The organism is Prolixibacter sp. SD074 (genome assembly GCF_009617895.1).
Lineage (GTDB): Bacteria > Bacteroidota > Bacteroidia > Bacteroidales > Prolixibacteraceae > Prolixibacter.
In genome coordinates, this window is record NZ_BLAW01000001.1 from 2,110,877 (window position 1) to 2,133,680 (window position 22,804).

The following is a 22,804-nucleotide window of genomic DNA, read 5'->3' on the forward strand; positions in this document are numbered from 1 at the left end:
TTATTTCGCATAGATATAGATATTAATTCTTATATCCAAGTTTCTGCAGCACCTGATCACTTAAATCGTATTTGGGGTTTGTGTAAAGCATACTCATCCCCGACGAACGATCAAAGATTACAGCATAACTGCCTTGCTCGGCAATTTCCTGAATCGCATTGTAAATGTCATCCTGAATAGGTTTGACCAGCGCTTCACGCTTTTTATACAAATCCCCTTCAGGACCGAAATACTGCCGCTGCAGTTTTTTATATTCTTTCTCTTTCGAAACGATAACATCCTCACGACGGCGTTTCATATCGTCAGACAACAATACCGATTCGGCCTGAAAGTCCTTGTACATCTGATCCAATTCGGCATGTAATGTTTCCAGTTCCTTCTGGTACTGTTTCGAAATCTTATCCAACTGATCCTGCGCGGCATGATAAGCGGGAATATTATCCAAAATATATTCCGTATCGACATAAGCATACTTTTGAGCATAACTGTAGCTCACCATGCTTACTATCAGGGTAAAAAGGAGAACGATTTTTTTCATAATTTGTGTTTTGAATGAAGTTTCTCAATCAAAAACAAAAACCAGACCAACTTTTTCAGCTTAAAACTGCTGACCGATAATAAAGTGGAACTGACTTCCGTTTGCGTTCGCCTTATAAGCATCATCAAATCCGTAACCCCAGTCAAATCCCATCAAACCAAACATCGGCAAGAAGATACGGACTCCAAGGCCAGCCGAACGGCGAATATCATATGGGTTATAGTCGGAGAAGTCATGCCAGGCGTTACCACCTTCGGCGAATGCTACACCATAAATTGTTGCTGATTGACTCAGTGTAATCGGGTAGTGAAGTTCCACCGTAAATTTCTCGTAAAGGTTACCTCCATTAGGTGGAGTTAACGAGTTATTCTCATAACCTCTCAACCCGATGACATCACTACCATACATACTATATCCCGACATCCCATCACCACCAACACTGAACTGCTCGAATGGCGAACGGCGATTTTTATTGTAGTACCCCAGAAATCCTGCTTCGAACTTCGTCCGCAAGATCAGTTTCTCATTACGCGAAACCGGTGTGTAAACATCACCATTAAATTTCCACTTGTGATATTCAATCCATTTGTATCGCTGAGAATCGGGTAAATTCGGGTCAGCGTAGTTCACCCCGTCAAAAACCGAATATGGCGGAGTTAACTGAAGTGACAATGAGAAGTTCGATCCGTGACGTGTATACAACGGGTTATCCGTGGAGTTTCGTCCCAGGACTGTCTTAAAACTAAGGTTATGCGAGACCCCGTCGCGGAACAGGTAGTAACTCCAGTTCTGCAGATTATATAGCTGATACGAAACTTCGTTGTAAAGAGTGAAGTAGTCATCAGGCCAGCTCAGGCGGCGTCCCAAACCGATGGATGCCCCGAATACCGACATCTGCTGGGTAATCTGGTAATCGTACGTGTTTGAGTATCCGCCATAACTACTACCATAGTAACTACTGGAACCGTAGCTTCCGTAACTGTATGGATTGTAACCTCCGTAATAATAATCGGAGTTTCCGCTGGTCTGCTTCGAGTAGTAAACCGACAGGGAGAACGAGTTTGGTTTCTTACCTCCCAGCCAGGGTTCCGTAAAGGAGAAACTGTATGACTGATAATAGGAACCGTTGGTCTGTGCACGCAGGCTCAACGTCTGACCGTCACCGGTTGGCAGCGGGCGCCATGCTTTTCCGTTGAAAATATTCCGTACGGAGAAATTGGTAAATTTCAAACCTACCGTTCCGACAAACATACCGGCCCCCCAACCACCGGAAAGCTCAATCTGATCGTTGGCCCGCTCTTCCAGGTGATAGTTGATATCTACCGTACCATCTTCAGGATGTGGAATCACCTGCGGATTAATGGTCTCCGGGTTGAAATGGCCCAATTGGGCCAATTCCCTCACCGAACGGATAATGTTTTCTTTACTGAACAACTGCCCCGGACGGGTACGTAATTCACGACGGGCCACATGCTCGTGTGTTTTGGTGTTCCCGGAGATAATGATCCGGTTGATGGTGGCCTGTTGTCCTTCATAAATACGCATCTCATAGTCGATGGAGTCATTTTCCACTTTGGTTTCCACCGGATTAATATTGAGGAACAGATAACCATTGTTCAGGTATAAATTACTTACCGCATCGTCATCTTCCCGAAGTCGCTTGTTAAGTAATTTTTGATCGAAGATATCGCCCTTCTTAATTCCAAGAATATGACTCAGGTATTCCGAAGTATAAACCGTATTACCCACCCAGCTAATATTTCTGAAATAGTAACGATCACCTTCGCTAATCCATATTTTTATGCTTACCGTATTATCAGGGTTCTTGTATACCGAGTCAGCAGTAATCATGGCGTCACGATAACCCTCCTCGTTATATTTCTTAATGATGTTTTGCTTATCTTCCTCATACTTGTCTTCCAGAAATTTCTTGGAACGGAAGAAGTGTTTCAGGCCTTTATCCTTGGTCTTTTTCATGGTATGTTCCAACTTTCCCTCAGTCAACACCTTATTTCCATAGAAGGAAATCTTCTGAATCTTCACTTTCTCCTTCTTGTTGACATTAACGTCGAGAATTACATGGTTTTCCTTGGAAGGATCATCCCGTTGGACCACGTTCACTTCAGTATTGAAGAAGCCTTTACCATGATAGTAATTGAGAATCTGACGTTGTGCATTGTTAATCAGGTTATCAGTAACCTGACCACCAATAATAAGCAATACTTTCTTCTGGATTTCATCCTTTTCACCCTTGGTTACACCATTATAGTTAACCTGAGACAATCGGGGACGCTCCTGAAGATAGATATCGAGCCAAACTTTGTTACCCACAATTTTGGTTGCGGTAATTTTCACGTCGGAAAATAATCCCTGACGCCAATATTTTTTAATCGCTCCAGTAATCTTATCCCCGGGCACTGAGACTTCGTCTCCTACCTGAAGGCCCGAGAGCTTTTTAAGTACTTCTTTATCCAGAAAACGAATTCCACTAATTTCGATGCCGCCAATGGTATACATTTTCTGGCTGTCGTAATAAATGGAAAAGTTGGTACTGTCGGCGACCACCTGGGCAAAAACACCTGCACTACTGCTAAAAATTAAAAGAAAAAAGAGTATCAGTTTTTTATACATGTCAGATTCTGATTTGTTCACTAGTTTTACCAAACCTTCTCTCTCGCTGCTGGAAATCGGCAATGGCTTCAAATAAGTCATCCTTTCTAAAATCGGGCCATAATTTTGTGGTGAAATAAAATTCGGTATAAGCAATCTGCCACAGAAGGAAATTACTTACCCGGTATTCTCCACTGGTTCGAATCAACAATTCCGGATCAGGTATCCCTTTGGTTGTGAGATAATTATCGAAAAGGCTTTCATCAATCTGAGTGGTCTTAATTTTTCCGCTACAGGAATCCTCCACCAAACCACGCACGGCATTCAGAATTTCCCATCGGCCTGAATAACTTAGGGCCAATACTAGATTCAATCCGGTGTTTTCTGATGTCAGAACCATTGCTTCCTGCAACTTGATACGGGCGTTTTCAGGCAGGCTATCCGTATCTCCAATGGTCATCAGTTTTACATTATTCTCATTTAAATTCTCCGCTTCTATAGTAATGGCATGAACCAGGAGCGACATCAGCGCCTCCACCTCCTCTTTGGGACGGCTCCAGTTTTCGGTTGAGAATGCATAAAGCGTCAGATATTTCAAACCCGCTTCACCAGCGCCTTCAACCGTTGAACGCACTGCTTCCACGCCTTGCTCATGACCAAAGATCCGCTCATTCCCATGCTGTCGCGCCCATCTTCCGTTACCATCCATTATTATGGCTACGTGATTCGGCATGTACTCCTTATTCAATTTATTAATTCCCATTTACTTAATCACTAGTCGTATACTGCACAATTCTTTTTACCATCCCACAGCAAAATGATGAAGGAAACGGTAAACGTTGACAACCAGTCGTTGTTGTGCCAGGTACTGGACGAAAACTTATCTGCATAGCCGGCATATGTTTGCCTGACTCCTGTAGGATCCGTTGGATCCGGTACCATGGATGTGTCGAAGTAATGGAACCGAACCGGATCATCCAGATTATCGATATTGTCCGTAAAGGTTTTCCGGATCATTGCTTCTACGTTGATGGCAAAAATATCGGAAATATTCCACTTTACACCCATACCAACCGGAATAACCGGAGAAAAAGCATCTAACCCATTGGTAGTATGATAATTCCCGTCAACATATGCACTGTAATAACGATTCCCTCCTTGGGTGAACGGCGCCCCTTGGTTCAACATCAAAGTTCCACTACCACTTGCCCGTGAATACATTACGCCTATCCCGGCAGAAATATAGGGTGTAAAGGAAGCTTTTTTACTTCCCAGTTCATAATCTTTAAAATTGAACTCAAAAATCCCTTCAAGCATCTGGATGGAGCGATTAAATGAATAATACTGCGACAAATCACGCGGATAATAGTAAATCTGTGAATTAGCAGACATTGTTCGCATTTCGGGCTGCGACAGATACACATCGTTGTATACCCCTTCTACCCCCAAAGAGGCGACCATCAGTTGTGCTTTTACCGCCATTCGTTTATTCATATTCCAGCGCGCAAACACACCAAAAGCCGGAGAAAGCGACTTCATGTAATCAACCTGCTGAACATCTCCCCAATAAAATGCCAATCCCGCCATCAACCCCAAATCCGCAGTTTTTTGAGCCTGAACCTTCATCCCGGTCAGGAAAATTGCCATAATAATTAGCAGTTTCTTCATCCAGTTCAAATTATCGAGTCACAATTTTGAAATGGTTTGATAGAATATATCAGTCCAAAATTCATCTGTCCGACCCAAGGTTTACAAATGTAATAGATTCGCAGAATTTTCCTTCCGCTCTTACCATAATAAACCGATAAAAGCGTGAAAAATTGCGTCATAAACCGGATAAAGAAATTCAGTTTCGACGATCGACCCCCCACATTAATTTGGTTCGTAATGTTCCGTAAAAACTGTGATTGAAAAGTTTGAGAATTCTAATACCAAAATCGGCTTTACGTAATCGAATTTCCTTCCCCGATTCACATACTACTGAACGGGAATCAAGTGTGGTCATAAAACGGCCACCCCGCCCCTCAACGGTCAATGTAATTTGTTGGTAATCGGGAATGACTACCGGCCGGATATTCAGGTTATGCGGCGCAATCGGACTAATGATAAAATTCGAAGCGACCGGCGGTATCACCGGCCCTCCCACACTTAGCGAGTAAGCAGTTGAACCGGTTGGTGTCGATACGATTAATCCGTCGGCCCAATAGGAATTTAAAAACTCGTCGCCCACCTGCGTATGAACTGTTATCATTTGCGAAGTATCTCTCTTATGCACTGTAAATTCATTCAGCGCATACGGGAAATCAGCTAAAGTACCATTATCGTCTTCCAGCTTTATCAAAGAACGCGTTTGCAGGCGATAGCGTCCCGCGAACAGGTCGTCAAGGGCATCCTCCAGTTCCGCCTGGGCAATGTCGGCCAAAAATCCCAGCCTTCCACTGTTAATCCCGACCATCGGAATTCCGGAATCACGAACGAACGAAACCCCCTCCAGAAAAGTTCCATCTCCACCGATACTGAAAAAGAAATCTACGTCCTTCAGTTCTTCCGGCTTAGAGAAATTTCCCGGCACAGCCGGATTGCACTTAACCTCTTTACAGAGATAATCGGCGAAAGGCTGATAGATTACCACATCTACATGGTGTAGATGCAGAATGTCAAACAAACGTTTCAGACTATCGTAAAAAACCGGGTTAATTGTTCTACCGAATATGGCTATTCTCATGAATTGCAGGCATTTTCAAGTATTCAGATAACGCATAAACTGATCGAAGCGATCATCATACAGATTATTTATGCGTGAATCATCCATGTATGTGGCCTTAATATTGTAATCGTAACGGGTGAATGTTTGTATGACACCCGACAAATCCATTTTGTTCAATTTGATGGTCACATCCAACTCCTTGCTCGATTCGGATGGACGGCTTACATAGAAACTAAGTATCTTGGCGTCATTACTTTCCACAATCTGGGCAATTTGTGAAAGCGAGTAATCAGTTTTACACAGTTCAAGGACGATAATTCCTCCCGGCTCGTTTACAGCCACCAAATCCGATAGCTTCCGGTTCACTTCCCTTTGTGAAATAGCTCCCAGATACGAGTGATCCATATCGAGTACCGGAACTACTGTTACACCGCATTGCGAAGCAATACCAACCACTTCAAAAATATGCTGATTTCGGTGCACGTGTGGCTGTGGAAAATTTATACCATATTGCTCAATCTGTTCCTCAAAATTGTCGGCATTGTAAATATCCTGATCGGATATAATGCCAAAATATTCCGCACCATTCACTACCGGAAGATGATTCACATGAAACACCTCCATTAAATTCAGAGCTTTAAGTCCTGTTTCTTCAAGACTTACTGTTGGAATACTATCGGATATGAGTTCGCTGGCAGTCACAATATGATATATTTATTTATTCATTTGCAATCTAAATTGTAAATTGCGCATTCAATCAATACGTGATAAATGATGACACGCTTAAGTGTAAATATAAATAAAATAGCAACACTACGAAATTCGCGGGGAGGCAATATTCCTAACGTTTTGGAGGCTGCCATGAACTGTGAAAAATTTGGAGCTGAAGGAGTTACCGTACACCCCCGTCCGGATGAAAGGCATATCCGCTACAGCGATATTCGGGAGATTAGGCCACTGATTACCACGGAGTTTAACATCGAAGGGTATCCTTCTCCAAAATTTATGGATTTGGTGCTGGAAGTAAAACCTCACCAGGTAACACTTGTCCCCGATGATCCCGATGCATTGACATCCAATGCGGGTTGGAATACACTCGACAACAAAGAATTTCTGACGGAAATAATCGGCGAATTAAAAAAAGCCGGCATTCGGACATCAGTGTTTGTAGGAACCGAAGCACGCTTTATCGAAGGAGCTGCCAAAGTTGGTGCCGATAGGGTTGAATTGTATACCGAACCTTACGCCACGGATTATCCTGCTGCACCGGAAAAAGCCATTGCACCTTTCATTTTGGCTGCTGAAGTAGCCATGGAATCGGAGTTGGGCCTGAACGCCGGTCATGATCTGAGCCTGAAAAATCTCCGCTTCTTCAATCAAAACATTCCCGGCCTGCTCGAAGTTTCTATCGGCCACGCCCTAATCTCCGAAGCCATTTATCTTGGTTTGGAGCTGACAATTTTAAAATATAAAGAGTGCCTGAGGTAATTTATGCGCGTTTCACTGAAGTTTAAAAAAATGGGTTCCGGCCCTAACCTGGTTATTCTGCACGGGCTTTACGGCTCTTCAGATAACTGGCTCACCATTGGAAAACATCTTTCAGAATCCTATACAGTTTACCTGCTGAACCTCCGAAATCATGGCGATTCGCCCAATGCTGATGTTCATACTTTTGAAGCCATGAGCGAAGATGTGGCCGGCTTTTTCGAAGAGCAGGAGATGGATAAAGCCACTGTTTTAGGCCATAGCATGGGTGGAAAGGTGGCCATGCATTTCGCTGCCGATTACCCTGACAAGGTCAGTTGCCTGATTGTTGCCGATATAGCTCCCAAAGATTACACGGAACTTGACCGGACCAAATCGAATTTTCATATGCATCAAACCATACTAGAGTTATTGGACGAAATTGATTTAAGCCGGGTGCAAACGAGAAAGGAAATCGACCAATATTTAGCGACAAAATTAGATGCTGTCGAATTACGACAATTTCTGCTGAAGAATATCAAACGCACAAAGGAAGGCAAATTCATGTGGCGCTTAAATGTTCCGGCGCTGAAAAAGTATCTGCCACAAATCATCAGCGAGGTCAATGCCGATTGGTTTGAAGACAGGAAACCAATTCTCGGTTACCCCGTAACATTTATCCGGGGTTTGAAATCGAAGTACATTACTGATGAAGATATTCCAGCTATTAAAGAAATTTATCCGGATGCACGCATCATCGATATTCCCGATGCCGGCCACTGGCTACATGCCGAGCAACCTAAACTGTTTCTGCAAGCAGTGTTATCGTGCATACAAGCGGGTTAGTTTCAATAGCTTTTCGCCATGATGACGATGTAGTTCCCGTTGGGTAAACCGCCAATTCCAGTTTCCGTCAACCGTACCCGGAGTATTCATTCGCGCCCGTTCACCCAGTCCTAATACATCCTGAAAAGGAATAATGGCCGTTTCGGCGACCGACGAAAGTGCCAGGCGAATAAGCTGCCAGTGTTTTTCCTCTTTCGGGTTTGGCAAATAAGGAAGCGCTTCTCTTCGCTCGTCGGTTTTTAGTGATTTCCACCAGCCTCGCGTCGTATTGTTGTCGTGAGTTCCGGTGTAAACCACAAAATCAGTTTCGTAATTGTGCGGAAGGTATTCATTGTCGCTTCCGCTTTCAAAAGCAAACTGAAGCACTTTCATTCCGGGGAAACCGTATTTCTTCCGCAATGCATGAACCTCATCTGTAATTGTTCCCAAATCCTCCGCAATGATGGGCAAGTTTCCCAAGTGATCGCGTAAAATACGGAACAACTCATCTCCCATGGCTGGAAGCCACTCTCCCTTTACTGCTGTCTTTTCGCTATACGGAATCGCCCAAAATGACTTGAGGCCCCTGAAATGATCGATGCGCACCCGATCGAACATTTTCAGATTGAAATGAATACGTGCCATCCACCAGTCAAATCCACGCTCTTTCATTCGTTCCCAATTGTAGAGCGGATTTCCCCAACGCTGGCCCGTTTCGCTGAAATAATCGGGAGGAACGCCACCAACCTTTACAGGTGTTCGCTTTTCGTCCAGCATAAACAGGTCCTGATTGGCCCAAACATCGGCGCTGTCATACAAAACATAAAGCGGAATATCACCGAGAATTTGGACTCCTTTTTCGTTGGCATATTGTTTTAATGCAAACCACTGCCGAAAAAAAACAAATTGCACGAATCGCTGATATTCAACATCTTCCCTAAAATGGCGAAAGTAAAAATGAAGTGCGCCTTCGGTACGGGTTGCCAGGGCTTCTTCCCAATCGTTCCAGTTCTTACCCTTCAGATTTTTGTGACACGCATAAAAAAGGGAATATGAATCGAGCCACCAGGCATGTTCATTCCAAAACTGCATGTATTCCGGAAGACCAAAACCACCGGTTTCCCGGAAACGGATAAATGCTTTTTGCAAAAGAGGCCCCCGAAATTCAATCGCTCCGGTAAAATCGACACGATGACTGGAAAAATGAGGAATCGTACTTAAATCATCTGTTTCCAGATAACCTGATGAAACGAACTCATCCAAATCAATAAGATTTGGATTTCCGGCGAAAGCCGAATAACACTGATAAGGAGAATGGTTGAACCCGGTTGGATTTAATGGCAGAATTTGCCACACTTTCTGGCCGTGTACGGACAGCCAGTCAACAAACCAACGTGACTGTGAACCAAGTGAGCCTATTCCGTATTTCCCCGGAAGGGATGTTGGATGCAATAATATTCCACTTTCTCGTTTCATCGGGACGATTTAGATTCCGAACATTACATTGGAATGGCACAAAGATAAGAAAGATGCCTAACAGGAATAAAGGCGTACAACTCGTTTTGAATGTAAAGACCATAAAAAATGGTTGCCTAAATCAAGACAACCATTTTTCAGCATCGGCAGCATATAATACTACACTTTTTTTCTTCCATTTCCCTTTTTCAATGTTATATTATACTGCTGCGGCCAGGTGTTTCGGCAATTTAAACATTTCAAGCACCTGCGGTTGGTTGGCAAAAACCTTTTTTGCCACGTCCGAAATGATCAGCAACTTGGCATACAACGCATTCATCCGTGCCAGTTTTAGCGATTGTAAACGCTTTTGCTCAACCAGTTTCTCATTCAGTTTTTGTCCCATTGACTGCAGCTCTGCTCTTAGGACCCGGATTTGCCAATAGTAATCAGGTGGACAATGAACAACCTGAAGGGCAGCACGGTGCTTTTCAACCAAATGTTGTAGCTCCTGCAATTTCATCAGCATCTGATTGCGGCTGGTGCTGGCCCGCTGATAATCACGAAAACCAAGTTGTTCCCATACCCTTCCGTCATGTGGGAAAGCCGCCTGAATGTACAATCTTAGTGACCGAAATACCATGCATGCATTTTCCATCTTCTCTTTAATCTCTTCCTCCAACAGGGTAATTTCTTCATCCAGGGAGTCAGTTGCCGGCACTGATTTTGCCTCCTTTAATGTGCGTTGAAATTGAATCAAAAAATCTTCATTTATGGCCGGAGTATGATCCGTTAACTGCCGCATATACAACGGGAGAAGATTTTTAATTTCTGATCCGATCCGAATTAACTGCGCGTCGCTGAACTGGTAATTTCTTCCTACATCCATAATCATCAAGTTTTTTACTGTAACAAATCGCTCTTTCGCTCCCGGCGAAAGGGACTTCGACCTTGTAAATGAGGAACACTCAAATACCGGTCGTTTCACGTATGAAAACATAGTGGCATAGCGCCAGGACTCGCCATAAAGGCAGGATTAGGAAGGTTAAGTGTTTGAGATAAGAATCTGTCCTATGAATTTACCCTTTCTCCTTTAACCTCTTTCGTCGGTTCTTTACCTATAAAGACTATTTACAAATTACAGAAAAAATGCCTCAAAATCAATGCTTATAAAAAATAAAGAAAGTTAAAAAAGGAAAAGTTAATCGAGTACGAAATGGTAGGTAATGGTTCCTTTTTGGAATGCGGAGGCATTGTTATCGGTGTTAAAACGGGCGGATAATGCCGCTTTTTTGGCCGCAGCCAACAATGAGGGATTCATCGTATTAGAGCCTTTTATGCCGGGAACTGCCTGGGTTACTTTTCCATATTTGTCGACGGTTATTTCAACGACAACCGTTCCTTCTTCGTTGCCCGGAAAATCGGGTTTAGGCAGTCCTCCTACCAGGCTTCGTCCGGAAAGATTATAGGTATTGCCGCTACCTCCGCCATTGCCATAGCGGTTCGCGCCGGGCGACCCATCGGGGCTTCCCTGGTTGCCACCACCGTAGGTAACTCCCTGGCTCTTACTATCGGGGCCGTTATCAGCTTTTCCACCGCCGAAAGCGGATTGTGCCCTTGAATTAATTTCGGCTATCTGGCGTTGCTCTTCTTCCCTTTTCTTTCGCTCCGCCGCTGCCTTACGTTGGCGTTCCAACTCAGCCTGACGCTCTCTTTCCTGTTCCTCCTGACGGGCTTTTTCTTCCGCCAATTTTTTCCTTCGGGCCAACTCTTCCTCTCTTTTCTTTTTTTCGTCGACCTTACTTTTCTTCGTTCCGGAATTAACAGCAGCCGATTCTTCGAAATCCTGCGTCAACACCTTCTCTTTTCCCTGATTAGGTGTCGATTTGGGTTGTGCATTTGGTTTATTTACCGGAGGAGGGGTAACAACCGGTCCTTTTTTCTTCTCCTCCTTTTTTACCGGTGCCTGAGCCGCTCTCCTGGCAGGCTCTCTTGCCCCCGATCCAGTGGCCGAATTCCCGAAATCAACTAAAATCCCCCGCTCTTCCGGCAACGGAAGCGGCGTAACAAATCCGAAGAATAGTAACAACAGGATAATCATCCCGTGAAACAGAATGGTTCCTACAATTCCTCTTCTATGTTTACCGATATTGGACATAAATTATTTAGCGGGTTTGTTCAGGACTAGTGGCCAAAATCATTTTATAATGATTTCGTTTGGCAATATTCATCACTTTCACTACCTGCTCAATCGGAACCGATTTCTCAGCATGTAGTGAAATATAGATATCATTCTTCCCTTGCAGTGTTTCCTGCAAATAGGGCTCAATTTCACTGAAATTGACCTTCACCAGACGACCGTTATTATTCACATAATAGTTTAGGTCTTTCGTAATCGAAATCGTCGTAAGCGGCTTGGCATTGGTTTGATTGTTACTCTGCGGAAGCAACATTTTCAGCGCATTTGGGCTAATCAGGGTCGATGTGACCATGAAAAAAATGAGCAATAGAAATACAATATCCGTCATTGACGACATACTGAAACCTGCGTTCACTTTATTTCTTCGACGTAATGCCATTCGAATGCTTGTTTATTTTGCTGGTTCGTGCAGTAAATCCATAAACTCAGAAGTTGTCGCTTCCATTTTAAAAACAACCTTTTCGACGCGTGCCACTAAAATGTTGTAAGCAAAGTAGCTGATAATCCCCACAGTCAAGCCGGCAACAGTAGTGACCATGGCCTGATAAATACCGCTGGAAAGCAACGATACATCCACGTTACTTCCAGCATTCGACATATCATAAAACGCCTGAATCATTCCCATTACGGTTCCGAGAAATCCCAGCATCGGGGCACCTCCGGAAACACTGGCCAAAGCAGGAAGTCCCTTTTCCAATTTGGAAATTTCAAGGTTTCCAACATTCTCAATGGCGGTATTGACATCGTTCAGTGGCCGGCCAATGCGCGATACTCCCTTTTCAATCATCCGGGCAACCGGAGTATCGCTGGTGCGGCAAAGTGCTATTGCTGCATCGAAACGGCTGTTATGAATATTATCTTTTATTTGATCGATGAAACGATCATCGATTTTTGCGGCTCTCTTAATGGCGTAATAACGTTCTACAAATATGTAAATAGCAATAATCGACAGGAGAAAAATAGGGATCATGATCCAACCACCTTTGAGGACCAGGTCCCAAAACTTCAGTTCGACAGCACCCTGCGCCGCCTGTGCAGCCATATTAGCCGTATCGGCAGCGGCATCTGTACTTTGGAGGAATAAGAGATTAATCATATGTATTACCGTAATTTCGTTGTGATTTTGATGTCTTGAATATCGCGAAAATATGATGAAAGCAAAAATAATGAATCTTAATTAATCCTACTGACCGGATGACGATTCAGCCGCCTCTTTTCCTTTTCTTTTTCAATGCCTGTTCTCGTTTTTTCTCCTGACTTTTCTTAAAGTAACGCTGGAACAAATCGTCGAAAGAATCGAATTCTTCCCGAAAGGAAATACCAATACCCTGCGTATATGGACTCGTATCGTATATCAGATCATCGTTGGAGCGATTGTATACTTTCAGTTGCAGTTTCCCCGACTTATCCAGGTTCACATAAACTTCCACCTCTCCGACAATCTGGTTGGTATTGCTTGACTGTAAACTACCATTGTTGCCAATATTACCATTGATAGTCACCCGGTCATCCAGAATCTGGGTACTCAACGCCACCTCAATTTCCCGGTTGCTGACCTGGTCGCCCGGACGGTAATTGAATCCGATATCGAAATCGTTACTGATCTGAGAAAGCCAGTTCGACAACTGATTAGACAACATTTCCGAGGTAGTGGCATTGACCATGCTGGCACCGGTTGTTTCAAAGCTCTGGTTACCACGAAGATATTCCGGGGTGTAAAACTGCCCCATAACGAGTAAAGAGAGAATCTGTCGGTTAATTTCATCCTGCGTGCTAATGTACTGCAGGACTTCATCGCGCGTTCGTTTATCTGCCGTCGGGAATTCAATATCGAATTTAACTGCCGGATTAAAAAGTTTTTTCGAAAGATTTATTTTTATTTCAACCGGAATGCGCCGTGAATAATCACCTTTATTGCTTGTATTTAGCAATAAATCATAAAGCGATGCCCGTAGTTTGTAAACAGCATCCAAATTGACAACTGCATCATTCGGATCGCCATTCCACGAAATGGTTCCGCCCCGTTCTATCCTGAATTTTTTATTGATAACGTTTTGCAGCGTGAAAAGGTAATCTCCTTTCTCCACCGTATAATCGCCATACACCTTGAAATTTCCTTCCCGATCGTAAACCAGGCGCAGATTGCCATTCCCTTGTCCTTTAATCACATCACCGATGGTCGGGTCGAAAATGATTTGCACCTTCGCACTGGGCGTTGCCTCTACATCCATGTACATTTCAAAATCGGAATTATTCTCCGGCCTTTTAACGGTCAAATGTTGAGTGCTATCGGTTTTTGTCGAATTAACAAACGTGATAAAATCATATTCACTCGCCGATTCCGGCCGTTCCATCGGAAGAAATATCTGCGTTCCGGGTTCAGTTCTCAGCGAAATATCGAGCCTGACATACTGTCTCTCGCCGGTAATCCGAATGCCCCCCGAAACATGAGCCTTCCCGTAGAACAGGTTATTGTCGCGAGCCGTGGTATTCAACACTTTAATATTAGCCGTTGTGACGGACAAATCATACTTCATATCACTGAACAATGTATGACGGATGGTCCCATCCAAACGGGCAATTTGATTATCAGCGTCTTTCAGCAAGATTCTGTTAAAAATAATTGAATCATTCTTGAAGAATACCGTATCGGAATAATTGTAATTGGTTTTCAGATAATCGATTCCAATTTTTCCACCCTGTACAAAAACATCTCCGTCGAAGCGAGGTTTATTCAGATTTCCCGACATCCTCAGGTTTCCATATCCCTCGCCGCCAAATTGATCGGCAAAACCTGCCATGAAAGGATACAACATCTCAAGCGGCACACCTTTAATCTTAGCTGAATAATCAACCCGATTACTGTCAGGCGTGTATGCTCCGGAAATATCAAGCCTGTCCTTTCCGTTCGCTGTCAGGTTCAAGGACGAAACAACTTTTTGCTTTACCGGATCCCAGTTACTTTTTATCGAAGCATCCCCCAAAGGAGTATCCTGAAATACCAGGTCCATTATTCCCAAATCTCCCGACACAACCAGTTTTCGGTACAGGTTACTAAAACTGGCTTTACCGTCAAGCGTACCACTCATCATCAAATCACTGTCAAGCAAATCGGAAAAGTCGTCAAGTTTGAGGTTCCCAAAGGAGAGAGAGAGTTTATCCTCCGGATTTTTGGAAACCACACCATCGACCTTAAACTCTTCCTTCCGGTGATGAACATGAAAATCATCTACCATCCAACGGGTTGAATCGATGGTTAGATGCGAAGGTTCGATTTGCCACAAACTATCGGCGGCCCAAATTTTCGTCGGGTTAATGACTACTTCGGTGTGATTTCTTCCGGTTACCGAATCACGACTAAACGTTGTCAGCGTATTGATTTCGCCACTATAAGTCACCGTATCGGTATTGTTCCAGGTTAACCAGGTAGCCAGGCTATCGTTAAAAGCTGTATTATTCAGGGTCAGATTGTAAATATCATGCTTCCCTTTCAGCGTTACTTTCTTAATTCCGGCACGAATGCTGGTTCTATCAGCATCGGAACGCGCCCCCAGAGAGAATCCTTCAATTTCATTATTCCGATAAGTGATATCCGGGGCGAACCCATCGAGATTAAAAAGATGTTTGTAAGAATCGAAATTCCCCGAAATCCGCACCGGAGGTTTCGCTTCCAGTTCCGGAAAGAAAAACTTGCTCAACTGGTCAGACTCCTTGATCTGCAAATTGAACTGAAACTTATTTTCTCCGACGGCCGGTTCCCCGGCGAAGGGTAATTTGGCCGAAGGCAGGTAATGCTGCACGTAATCGCGGAATGACAGAAGGATGTCGTTAAAACGGTATTTCCCGGCCATGTCCAAATCGACAAAGTCGGAACGAAGGGAAATGGAGTTGTGCCCGGGCCGATTTTCCGTCTTCAGGTTCACCCCCGACAAATCCAATGTTCCAATATCGCGGGTATAACTTATCTGGTCGAAGTTAATCTCCCCGTTCATGTTATCAATATTGCTTCCGCGGAAATTGGCTTCCAGCCCAAATGAAACACTCGCATTTTTCACCTTCTTGTCCAGGCCGAGCACATAAAGATTGGCCTTGTCAACCGTTGTCGTAAAATTGAAAACCGGAATTTTCGGTTCCAAATCGGCCTTACCAGAAAAGAAGAACTGCAGGTTCGGATCGTCGGCATAAATTTCCCCGTCGAAACCTCGCTCACGCGCATTTCCATTCAGATAAATCGACTTGATCCGGTAATTATTATAATACAAACTGTCGATCAGCCCCTGAATTTTCGCACTGAATTTCCCGTTCCCCAAACGGGTCCCATTCAATTTGGTACGCATCGAAATAGTACCCAACGATTTATTATTCAAAACCTTTCCCAAATCGAAAGAACGGGTAATCACTCTTCCCTCAAAATCGACCTTCCCATTTTCGGCGGGTTGAAAGGCAAGGTCACTGGAGATCTGCCCCAAATCTCCGTTGAGCGTACCATAAGCCACAAAATCCGACGGGAATCCTGTAAAGTTACCCCGGTAAGTCAGCTGCACACTGTCGAGTAGTTGCTTCGGAACCTGAATCGGTTTCATTCCTTCCGGCAACTTCAGCGCAGCCAGATCGCGAAAATCAAAGGTGTTGTCATAAAATTTAAAGAAGATGTAGGTCTTTTGCCAGTCGGGCAATCCCCGCATATCGAGGTCAGCCTGAAAACGGATATATTTTCCGATTCTGAATTTGAAATCCCTAATCTTGAAGTTATCCACGGTTCCCCTGACCAATCCCGAGAAGTGAAACGGTGCGCCCATTCCCCACAGCGACGGTACGAAATAGGCTAAATCATGCAATGACACACGGGAATCGTTGAACTGCGAATTGACCTGATAATTATTCAGTTTCGACAAAAAAGGATACAGCTCACCGTTCTGAGTTAACTCGGTTGAATCCACAGGGATGATTCGCGGACTGAACTGCAACTCCGCCGCATCCAGTCTTGTGCTGTCTGTCTCCAGAAAAAAATTCGCGGCAGTAAATGTCGATGAATCAATCCGGGCATTAAAAGCAATGTTCTTTACCACAAAGCCCGATTTTTCGTTAAAAGAAAGATGATCGATCCGAAAGGACATGGCCGAATCGGCGTCCTGATAATTAAGAAGGGACAAATTCAGATTACGAACAGCAACATCATGAAAATTAAGACCATGCTCATGAGGATTGGCGCCACTAAGCTGTCGGTATTTGAATTCCGAATTCCGTAAGTGAATATTGTCGAAGGTAACTTGCCAGGGATGAACGGTGTCAGCTGGCATCGCGTTAAGCGAATCAATCAAAAATTGAAGATTCAGCTTCGATGAATCCTTTCGCAGATTTACCTCTGCACCCCACAGGTAGAGATTACTGAAATGAACCACACGCTTCCGCGGAAGAATACTGTCGATATCGGCCTTAACGTTTTTCGCATAAATTAACGTGTCGTTGGCTTGATCCTTAATCAGTACTCCCTCAAGTACAATCTGGTGAAAGAGCGCAATATCGACTCCCTGCACACTCACCTGCGTGTTCAGCGTTGCCGAAAGTTGTTGCGTCACCCACTGCACCACCCTCAACTGAACTTTATTAGAGCGGAAAGTGAGATAAGCCAACACCGGTAATGCCACAACTACCAGTGCGGCGATCAATAATATTTTATGGCTTTTTTTAATACTTTTGTGCTTTTATGAAGAAACATTCTCTCCGGAAATCATGTTAATATTCGGGGCACATAAAAATAGTTTTTTTCCAACAGACAATCCAAGTATTCTACAGCTGTCTGCACCAAATTTTTCAAGGAAAATACGCACAATGAATAACACGGAAAATATTGTTATTTTAGGTATAGAATCCTCCTGCGATGATACTTCTGCTGCCATCATTCAGAATGGTATCATTAAAAGTAACGAAGTAGCCGGCCAGGCTGTTCACAAGGCATACGGCGGAGTTGTCCCCGAATTGGCTTCGCGGGCTCATCAACAAAACATTATTCCTGTTGTTGATCAGGCCATTAAAAAGGCCGGCATTTCCCGCGACGAAATTTCGGCAGTGGCATTTACCCGAGGGCCCGGGTTGTTGGGCTCTTTGTTGGTTGGAACATCGTTTGCCAAAGGCTTTGCCCTGGCTTCCGGCATTCCGCTAATCGAAATTAACCACTTGCAGGGACATGTGCTGGCACATTTCATCAAAGAAGATGAAAATGATGAGTCTGCCCCGGAATTCCCATTCCTCTGCCTCTTGGTTTCCGGCGGAAACTCACAAATCATCATTGTGCGTGACCACCTCGACATGGAGGTCATTGGACAAACCATTGACGATGCCGCCGGCGAAGCTTTCGACAAGTGCGCCAAAGTGATGGGGCTCCCCTATCCCGGCGGCCCGTTAATCGACAAGCTCGCCAAAGAGGGAAATCCGAAAGCGTTTAAGTTTGCAGAACCCAAAATTAAGGGACTGGATTACAGCTTCAGTGGACTAAAAACATCTTTCCTTTATTTCATCCGCGACAACATCAAAGACAATCCCGACTTCATCGAAGAGAACAAATCGGACATTTGTGCTTCTATTCAGCATACCATAATCAATGTGTTGCTGGCCAAGCTGAAAAGAGCGGCTAAAGAAACCGGCATCAAAGAGATTACCATTGCCGGTGGAGTTTCTGCCAACAGCGGTTTACGCGAAACGTTGCAAAAAGAAGCCGAGAAACACAATTGGAAACTACACATCCCGAAATTTGCCTACACCACCGATAATGCGGCCATGATTGCCATCACGGGTTACTACAAATACCTGAAAGGCGAATTTGTCGGTCAGGAGGTGGCACCATTTTCGCGGATGGTTATCAATGAAAAATAAGACAACGAATAAACTATTCAGTGGGAAGCCTGGCATCAACAGCCCGGCTTTCTTTTTCCCCTTCCGGGAAGAAAATCAGAAGACGTTAAATAATTTCAGGGTCACTACTACCAGCGCCAACAGAAGGAAATACTTCACCACTTTGGGGCCCCAACTAACTGCAAACTTAGCTCCGACAACTGCTCCCAACATATTCCCGACAGCCAGTATTAAACCAGCTTTCAGATCCACCTGGTGATTAAAAAAGAAAACAGCCAGCGCAAAGGGGGTATAGAGAAGAATGATCCATTTCTTCACCGCGTTACCACGAACAAGATCGTAACCGCTTCCCATTACTAATCCTGCCAACAGCAAAAATCCGGTCCCCACCTGAATAAAACCTCCATACATCCCGATGAAAAAGAAAATCAGGTAATGCCACCAAACGGGACGTTCGGGATCGGCTATCATGCTTCGTTCCCATGTTTTCGGTTTTAACAACACCAGAAAGAACATGAGCCCCAGCACCACGGCAATTACCCGCCGCATGATCTCTTCATTCAAATCAGCCGCAATAAAAGCGCCGGGAATGGCCCCGATTACTGCCGGAATGGCCAGCCTTGAATCGACTTTCAGATTAATGGCTTTGTTATCACGAAAGGTTTTAACACCGGCAATATTCTGCAGCAAAATGGCAACACGGTTGGTCCCGTTGGCTACACCCGCCGGGAGTCCCAGGAACATCAACATTGGCAGGGTAAGCATAGAGCCTCCGCCAGCCAGCGTATTCACAAATCCGGCCAAAAAACCGACACCGATTAATCCTGCAATCAGATACCATTCCATAAAAAAGGAGCTGTTAAAATCAGCCCCTAATTTCGAAAAAATATTTTAAGTCCCCGTTTACCAGGCGAAAATCGGGAAGTCTTTCATCATCTCGTTAACTTTTCCGCGAACGCGGGCAATGGTAGCTTCATCGTCGATGTTACTAATCACTTCATCAATCAGGCCGACGATTAACGGCATGTGTCCCTCTTTCAATCCGCGGGTAGTAATAGCCGGAGTTCCCACGCGCAAACCGGAAGTCTGGAAAGGAGAACGGCTATCGAACGGCACCATGTTTTTGTTAATGGTAATGTCGGCCAAAACCAGTATATTTTCTACTTTTTTACCGGTTATTTCCGGGAATTTGGTTCGCAGGTCAATCAGCATCGAGTGGTTATCGGTTCCACCCGAAATCACTTTATAGCCTTTATCGATAAATGCCTGGGCCATCACTTTTGCATTTTTCTGCACCTGCGCCTGATAGGTTTTGTATTCGGGCAGTAAGGCTTCGCCAAATGCAACGGCCTTGGCAGCAATTACATGCTCAAGCGGTCCGCCCTGAATACCCGGGAATACAGCTGAATTGAGTAAGGCAGACATCATCCGTACCTCACCTTTCTTCGTGGTGATGCCCCATGGATTTTCAAAATCTTTCCCCATCAGAATAATACCACCACGTGGTCCACGCAGGGTTTTATGCGTCGTTGACGTAACAATGTGTGCATATTTCACCGGATTGTCCAGCAGGCCGGCAGCAATCAGTCCAGCCGGGTGAGCCATATCCACCATGAAGATAGCGCCAATCTTATCGGCAATTTTGCGCATCCGTTTGTAATCCCACTCACGTGAATAGGCCGAAGCACCACCGATAATCATTTTCGGCTTTTCTTTCAACGCCAGCTCTTCCATCATGTCATAATCAACCATGCCGGTATCTTCCTTCACTTTGTACGCAATCGGATTATAAAGCAAACCGGATGAGTTAACCGGCGAACCATGTGAAAGGTGACCGCCGTGCGACAGGTCAAGCCCCATGAACGTATCGCCAGGTTTAAGAACCGTCATCAAAACCGCCATATTGGCCTGTGCACCTGAGTGCGGTTGTACGTTGGCATATTCGGCATCAAACAGCTCCTTAATCCGATCGATGGCCAGTTGCTCCGCCTCATCAACATGCTGACAACCGCCATAATAGCGATGTCCGGGGTAACCCTCTGCATATTTATTGGTCAGGCACGAACCCATAGCTGCCATTACCTGCTCCGAAACAAAGTTCTCCGAAGCAATTAATTCAATTCCGTTACGCTGTCGCTGATCTTCTTTTTCGATGATTTCAAAAACCTGGGTATCTTTTTTCATGGTAAAAATTTAATCTGTTTTGTGTTGGCCAAAGGTACAATTTTTCATCCCTTTTTTGGCTGCGCCAAGATGTTACGAAATGCAAATTTAAACCAGTAATAATCTCATGGTTTCTTCGCCAACCTTATGTTTTATAATAGCTTTTCCCCTGGCTATTCCGAAAAGTGAACGAGCACACTGCGGTAAGCATTAAAAATGGCCGCTTTCGAGATAAATCCGATGTATTTACCATCTTCCAGAACAGGTAAATTCCATGCCCCTGTCTCATGAAACTTTTTCATCACACTTTCCATGCGTTCATCCTTCGAAACGAATGCCGGTGGCGTGGTCATCACATCCGTCACAAATGTTTTGTCGTACATATCTTTGTTGAACATGATTTCACGAATATCGTCCAGCAGTACAATTCCTTCAAACCGGTTATTCTTATCCACTACCGGGAAAATGTTTCGTTTCGACGTGGAAATAACCCTGACCAGTTCCCCCAGGTTGGCATCAACCGGAACGGTCAGCAAATCGGTTTCAATCACATTCCGAAGTTTCAGCAAAGTCAGAATTGCTTTATCCTTATCATGAGTAATCAACTCGCCCCGTTCGGATAATCGAATATGATAAATAGACAAAGGTTCGAAAGGAATAATTGTAAGGTAAGAAACAGCGCTGGTTATCATGAGCGGAATATACAAACTAAAGCCACCTGTAATTTCAGCAATCAGGAAAATAGCGGTCATTGGGGCATGCATCACGCCAGCCATGGCACCAGCCATCCCTACCAGGGCAAAATTCCGAACAGGCACTGGCATGCCAAGAAGTCCCAATAATTTAGCCATAAAAAATCCGGCCATTCCTCCAAGAAAAAGCGCCGGAGCAAAAATTCCACCAACACCACCTGAAGCAGTTGTCACTGACGAAGCCACTATCTTGGTCAAAATAATGGCAGCAATAATCACAAGAAACCAAATCTCATTATGCTGCAACCCAACAAAAATTGAATTTTTCAATAGCTCTTCGCTATGTCCGTTAAGAATGGCATCAATAGAAAAATAGCCTTCTCCCCACAATGATGGAAAAAGAAAAACCAGGCCTCCTAAAACCAATGCCCCAACCAATACCCGGGCATACGGATTCTTAAGCTGCTTAAATTTCCCTTCAATATACATTGTCCCGCGCGTGAAAAGAAGCGAAATAAATCCGCACAACACGCCCAAAACAATATACCACACAATGTTGTGCATATCAAAAGAATCGAGCAAATGAAAAGAGAAATGATATCCCTGCCCCATGAAGAAATAGGTCAGAAGGGCGGCGGATGCTGAAGCAATGAGTAAAGGGATGAGTGAAGACATGGTCAGATCCAGCATCAGCACTTCGATTGCAAAGACAAGACCTGCCAGGGGAGCCTTAAAAATTCCGGAAATAGCGCCGGCTGCACCACAGCCAACCATTAGCGTCATCATGCGATAGTCCAGACGAAACATTCGGGCAATGTTCGAACCAATGGACGAACCGGTTAATGCAACGGGCGCTTCAGCACCAACGGAACCACCGAAACCAATCGTAATCACACTCCCGATCATCGACGTGATGGTATTGTGGAGTTTAATAATACTTTTCTTGTTGGAAATGGCAAACAGAATTTTCGCAACACCATGACCAATGTCGTCTTTCACCACATACTTAACAAAAAGCATCGTAATCAGAATCCCAATTCCCGGATAGGCCAGATATTGATAACTCTGTCCATACGAAGTGAAATCATGCGTTAAAAAATGACTGGCAAAATGAATGGTGTTTTGCAGCAAAATGGCAGCCAGTCCGCTAAGTAATCCGACAATTAAACTGAGCAACACGGTTAACTGATGCTCATTAAGATGCTTTAATCGCCACTCTCTGATGAGAAGCGAAAGATCAGCTAATTTTTTCATGATGCGCAAAAATACTCCTAAATCATGTTATGCAACATGAACTT

At 44.3% G+C, this 22,804-nt stretch carries 18 protein-coding genes; 3 read left to right on the plus strand and 15 right to left on the minus strand.

The window, feature by feature from the left end; translation table 11 throughout:
* Window positions 1-22: 22 nt before the first annotated feature.
* The 6 genes from GJU82_RS09185 to GJU82_RS09210 form a co-directional block, all read right to left on the minus strand.
* Entirely contained in the window at window positions 23-538 is a 516-nt protein-coding gene (locus tag GJU82_RS09185; protein ID WP_153631880.1) for an OmpH family outer membrane protein, read from the minus strand.
* Between the two features lie 60 nt (window positions 539-598).
* Complete coding sequence (gene bamA / locus GJU82_RS09190) at window positions 599-3,169, minus strand: outer membrane protein assembly factor BamA (RefSeq protein WP_153631881.1); 2,571 nt, start codon at window positions 3,167-3,169, stop codon at window positions 599-601.
* Between the two features lies 1 nt (window position 3,170).
* On the minus strand, window positions 3,171-3,911 hold the full coding sequence (locus tag GJU82_RS09195) for an isoprenyl transferase (protein ID WP_153631882.1): 741 nt from the start codon (window positions 3,909-3,911) through the stop codon (window positions 3,171-3,173).
* 11 nt (window positions 3,912-3,922) lie between these two features.
* Window positions 3,923-4,816 carry a DUF6089 family protein gene (locus GJU82_RS09200; protein WP_153631883.1) on the minus strand — a complete coding sequence of 298 codons (894 nt, stop codon included), beginning with the start codon at window positions 4,814-4,816 and terminating at the stop codon, window positions 3,923-3,925.
* A gap of 178 nt (window positions 4,817-4,994) precedes the next feature.
* Window positions 4,995-5,873, minus strand: a complete 879-nt coding sequence (locus GJU82_RS09205; protein ID WP_153631884.1) for an NAD kinase — start codon at window positions 5,871-5,873, stop codon at window positions 4,995-4,997.
* Between the two features lie 15 nt (window positions 5,874-5,888).
* Window positions 5,889-6,557: a CBS domain-containing protein gene (locus GJU82_RS09210; RefSeq protein ID WP_194831015.1), complete on the minus strand. Its 669-nt coding sequence runs from the start codon at window positions 6,555-6,557 to the stop codon at window positions 5,889-5,891.
* A 69-nt stretch (window positions 6,558-6,626) separates the two neighbouring features.
* Here GJU82_RS09210 and GJU82_RS09215 point away from each other — a divergent pair, with 69 nt between their 5' ends.
* A complete protein-coding gene (locus tag GJU82_RS09215) occupies window positions 6,627-7,343 on the plus strand; it encodes a pyridoxine 5'-phosphate synthase (protein ID WP_228488640.1) in 717 nt (238 codons plus the stop codon).
* Window positions 7,344-7,373: 30 nt separating this feature from the next.
* Window positions 7,374-8,165, plus strand: a complete 792-nt coding sequence (locus GJU82_RS09220; protein WP_194831016.1) for an alpha/beta fold hydrolase — start codon at window positions 7,374-7,376, stop codon at window positions 8,163-8,165.
* Here the strand turns inward: GJU82_RS09220 and malQ are convergent.
* From malQ to GJU82_RS09250, 6 genes are all read right to left on the minus strand, one after another.
* Entirely contained in the window at window positions 8,142-9,620 is a 1,479-nt protein-coding gene (gene malQ / locus GJU82_RS09225) for a 4-alpha-glucanotransferase (RefSeq protein ID WP_228488641.1), read from the minus strand. The two genes, GJU82_RS09220 and malQ, sit on opposite strands and share 24 nt — an antisense overlap.
* A 199-nt stretch (window positions 9,621-9,819) precedes the next feature.
* Window positions 9,820-10,488, minus strand: a complete 669-nt coding sequence (locus tag GJU82_RS09230; protein ID WP_153631888.1) for a hypothetical protein — start codon at window positions 10,486-10,488, stop codon at window positions 9,820-9,822.
* A 312-nt stretch (window positions 10,489-10,800) separates the two neighbouring features.
* A complete protein-coding gene (locus tag GJU82_RS09235; protein WP_153631889.1) occupies window positions 10,801-11,757 on the minus strand; it encodes a cell envelope integrity protein TolA in 957 nt (318 codons plus the stop codon).
* Between the two features lie 7 nt (window positions 11,758-11,764).
* Entirely contained in the window at window positions 11,765-12,178 is a 414-nt protein-coding gene (locus tag GJU82_RS09240) for a biopolymer transporter ExbD (protein ID WP_153631890.1), read from the minus strand.
* 12 nt (window positions 12,179-12,190) lie between these two features.
* Window positions 12,191-12,895 (minus strand): MotA/TolQ/ExbB proton channel family protein, encoded by a 705-nt coding sequence (locus tag GJU82_RS09245; RefSeq protein ID WP_153631891.1) that lies wholly within the window; start codon window positions 12,893-12,895, stop codon window positions 12,191-12,193.
* Window positions 12,896-13,001: 106 nt separating this feature from the next.
* Entirely contained in the window at window positions 13,002-17,468 is a 4,467-nt protein-coding gene (locus GJU82_RS09250) for a translocation/assembly module TamB (protein WP_153631892.1), read from the minus strand.
* Between the two features lie 163 nt (window positions 17,469-17,631).
* On the opposite strand from GJU82_RS09250, the gene tsaD reads away from it, so the two are divergent.
* Window positions 17,632-18,672: a tRNA (adenosine(37)-N6)-threonylcarbamoyltransferase complex transferase subunit TsaD gene (gene tsaD, locus GJU82_RS09255; protein WP_153631893.1), complete on the plus strand. Its 1,041-nt coding sequence runs from the start codon at window positions 17,632-17,634 to the stop codon at window positions 18,670-18,672.
* Window positions 18,673-18,747: 75 nt separating this feature from the next.
* On the opposite strand, the gene GJU82_RS09260 is transcribed toward tsaD, so the two are convergent.
* The 3 genes from GJU82_RS09260 to GJU82_RS09270 form a co-directional block, all read right to left on the minus strand.
* Window positions 18,748-19,497: a sulfite exporter TauE/SafE family protein gene (locus GJU82_RS09260; RefSeq protein WP_153631894.1), complete on the minus strand. Its 750-nt coding sequence runs from the start codon at window positions 19,495-19,497 to the stop codon at window positions 18,748-18,750.
* Window positions 19,498-19,554: 57 nt separating this feature from the next.
* Window positions 19,555-20,835 (minus strand): serine hydroxymethyltransferase, encoded by a 1,281-nt coding sequence (glyA, locus tag GJU82_RS09265; protein WP_153631895.1) that lies wholly within the window; start codon window positions 20,833-20,835, stop codon window positions 19,555-19,557.
* Window positions 20,836-20,987: 152 nt separating this feature from the next.
* Window positions 20,988-22,760, minus strand: coding sequence for a chloride channel protein (locus GJU82_RS09270; RefSeq protein WP_153631896.1), 1,773 nt, complete (start codon window positions 22,758-22,760; stop codon window positions 20,988-20,990).
* Window positions 22,761-22,804 lie beyond the last annotated feature (44 nt).

Bases quoted from the DNA above. Each gene is read 5' to 3' on its own strand.
- GJU82_RS09235 (WP_153631889.1), bottom strand. From the start codon at position 11,757: ATGTCCAATATCGGTAAACATAGAAGAGGAATTGTAGGAACCATTCTG.
- tsaD (WP_153631893.1), top strand. From the start codon at position 17,632: ATGAATAACACGGAAAATATTGTTATTTTAGGTATAGAATCCTCCTGC.
- malQ (WP_228488641.1), bottom strand. From the start codon at position 9,620: ATGAAACGAGAAAGTGGAATATTATTGCATCCAACATCCCTTCCGGGG.
- GJU82_RS09215 (WP_228488640.1), top strand. From the start codon at position 6,627: ATGATGACACGCTTAAGTGTAAATATAAATAAAATAGCAACACTACGA.
- GJU82_RS09195 (WP_153631882.1), bottom strand. From the start codon at position 3,911: ATGGGAATTAATAAATTGAATAAGGAGTACATGCCGAATCACGTAGCC.
- GJU82_RS09240 (WP_153631890.1), bottom strand. From the start codon at position 12,178: ATGGCATTACGTCGAAGAAATAAAGTGAACGCAGGTTTCAGTATGTCG.
- GJU82_RS09260 (WP_153631894.1), bottom strand. From the start codon at position 19,497: ATGGAATGGTATCTGATTGCAGGATTAATCGGTGTCGGTTTTTTGGCC.
- GJU82_RS09245 (WP_153631891.1), bottom strand. From the start codon at position 12,895: ATGATTAATCTCTTATTCCTCCAAAGTACAGATGCCGCTGCCGATACG.
- GJU82_RS09205 (WP_153631884.1), bottom strand. From the start codon at position 5,873: ATGAGAATAGCCATATTCGGTAGAACAATTAACCCGGTTTTTTACGAT.
- GJU82_RS09200 (WP_153631883.1), bottom strand. From the start codon at position 4,816: ATGAAGAAACTGCTAATTATTATGGCAATTTTCCTGACCGGGATGAAG.
- GJU82_RS09185 (WP_153631880.1), bottom strand. From the start codon at position 538: ATGAAAAAAATCGTTCTCCTTTTTACCCTGATAGTAAGCATGGTGAGC.
- GJU82_RS09270 (WP_153631896.1), bottom strand. From the start codon at position 22,760: ATGAAAAAATTAGCTGATCTTTCGCTTCTCATCAGAGAGTGGCGATTA.
- GJU82_RS09230 (WP_153631888.1), bottom strand. From the start codon at position 10,488: ATGGATGTAGGAAGAAATTACCAGTTCAGCGACGCGCAGTTAATTCGG.
- GJU82_RS09220 (WP_194831016.1), top strand. From the start codon at position 7,374: ATGGGTTCCGGCCCTAACCTGGTTATTCTGCACGGGCTTTACGGCTCT.
- bamA (WP_153631881.1), bottom strand. From the start codon at position 3,169: ATGTATAAAAAACTGATACTCTTTTTTCTTTTAATTTTTAGCAGTAGT.
- glyA (WP_153631895.1), bottom strand. From the start codon at position 20,835: ATGAAAAAAGATACCCAGGTTTTTGAAATCATCGAAAAAGAAGATCAG.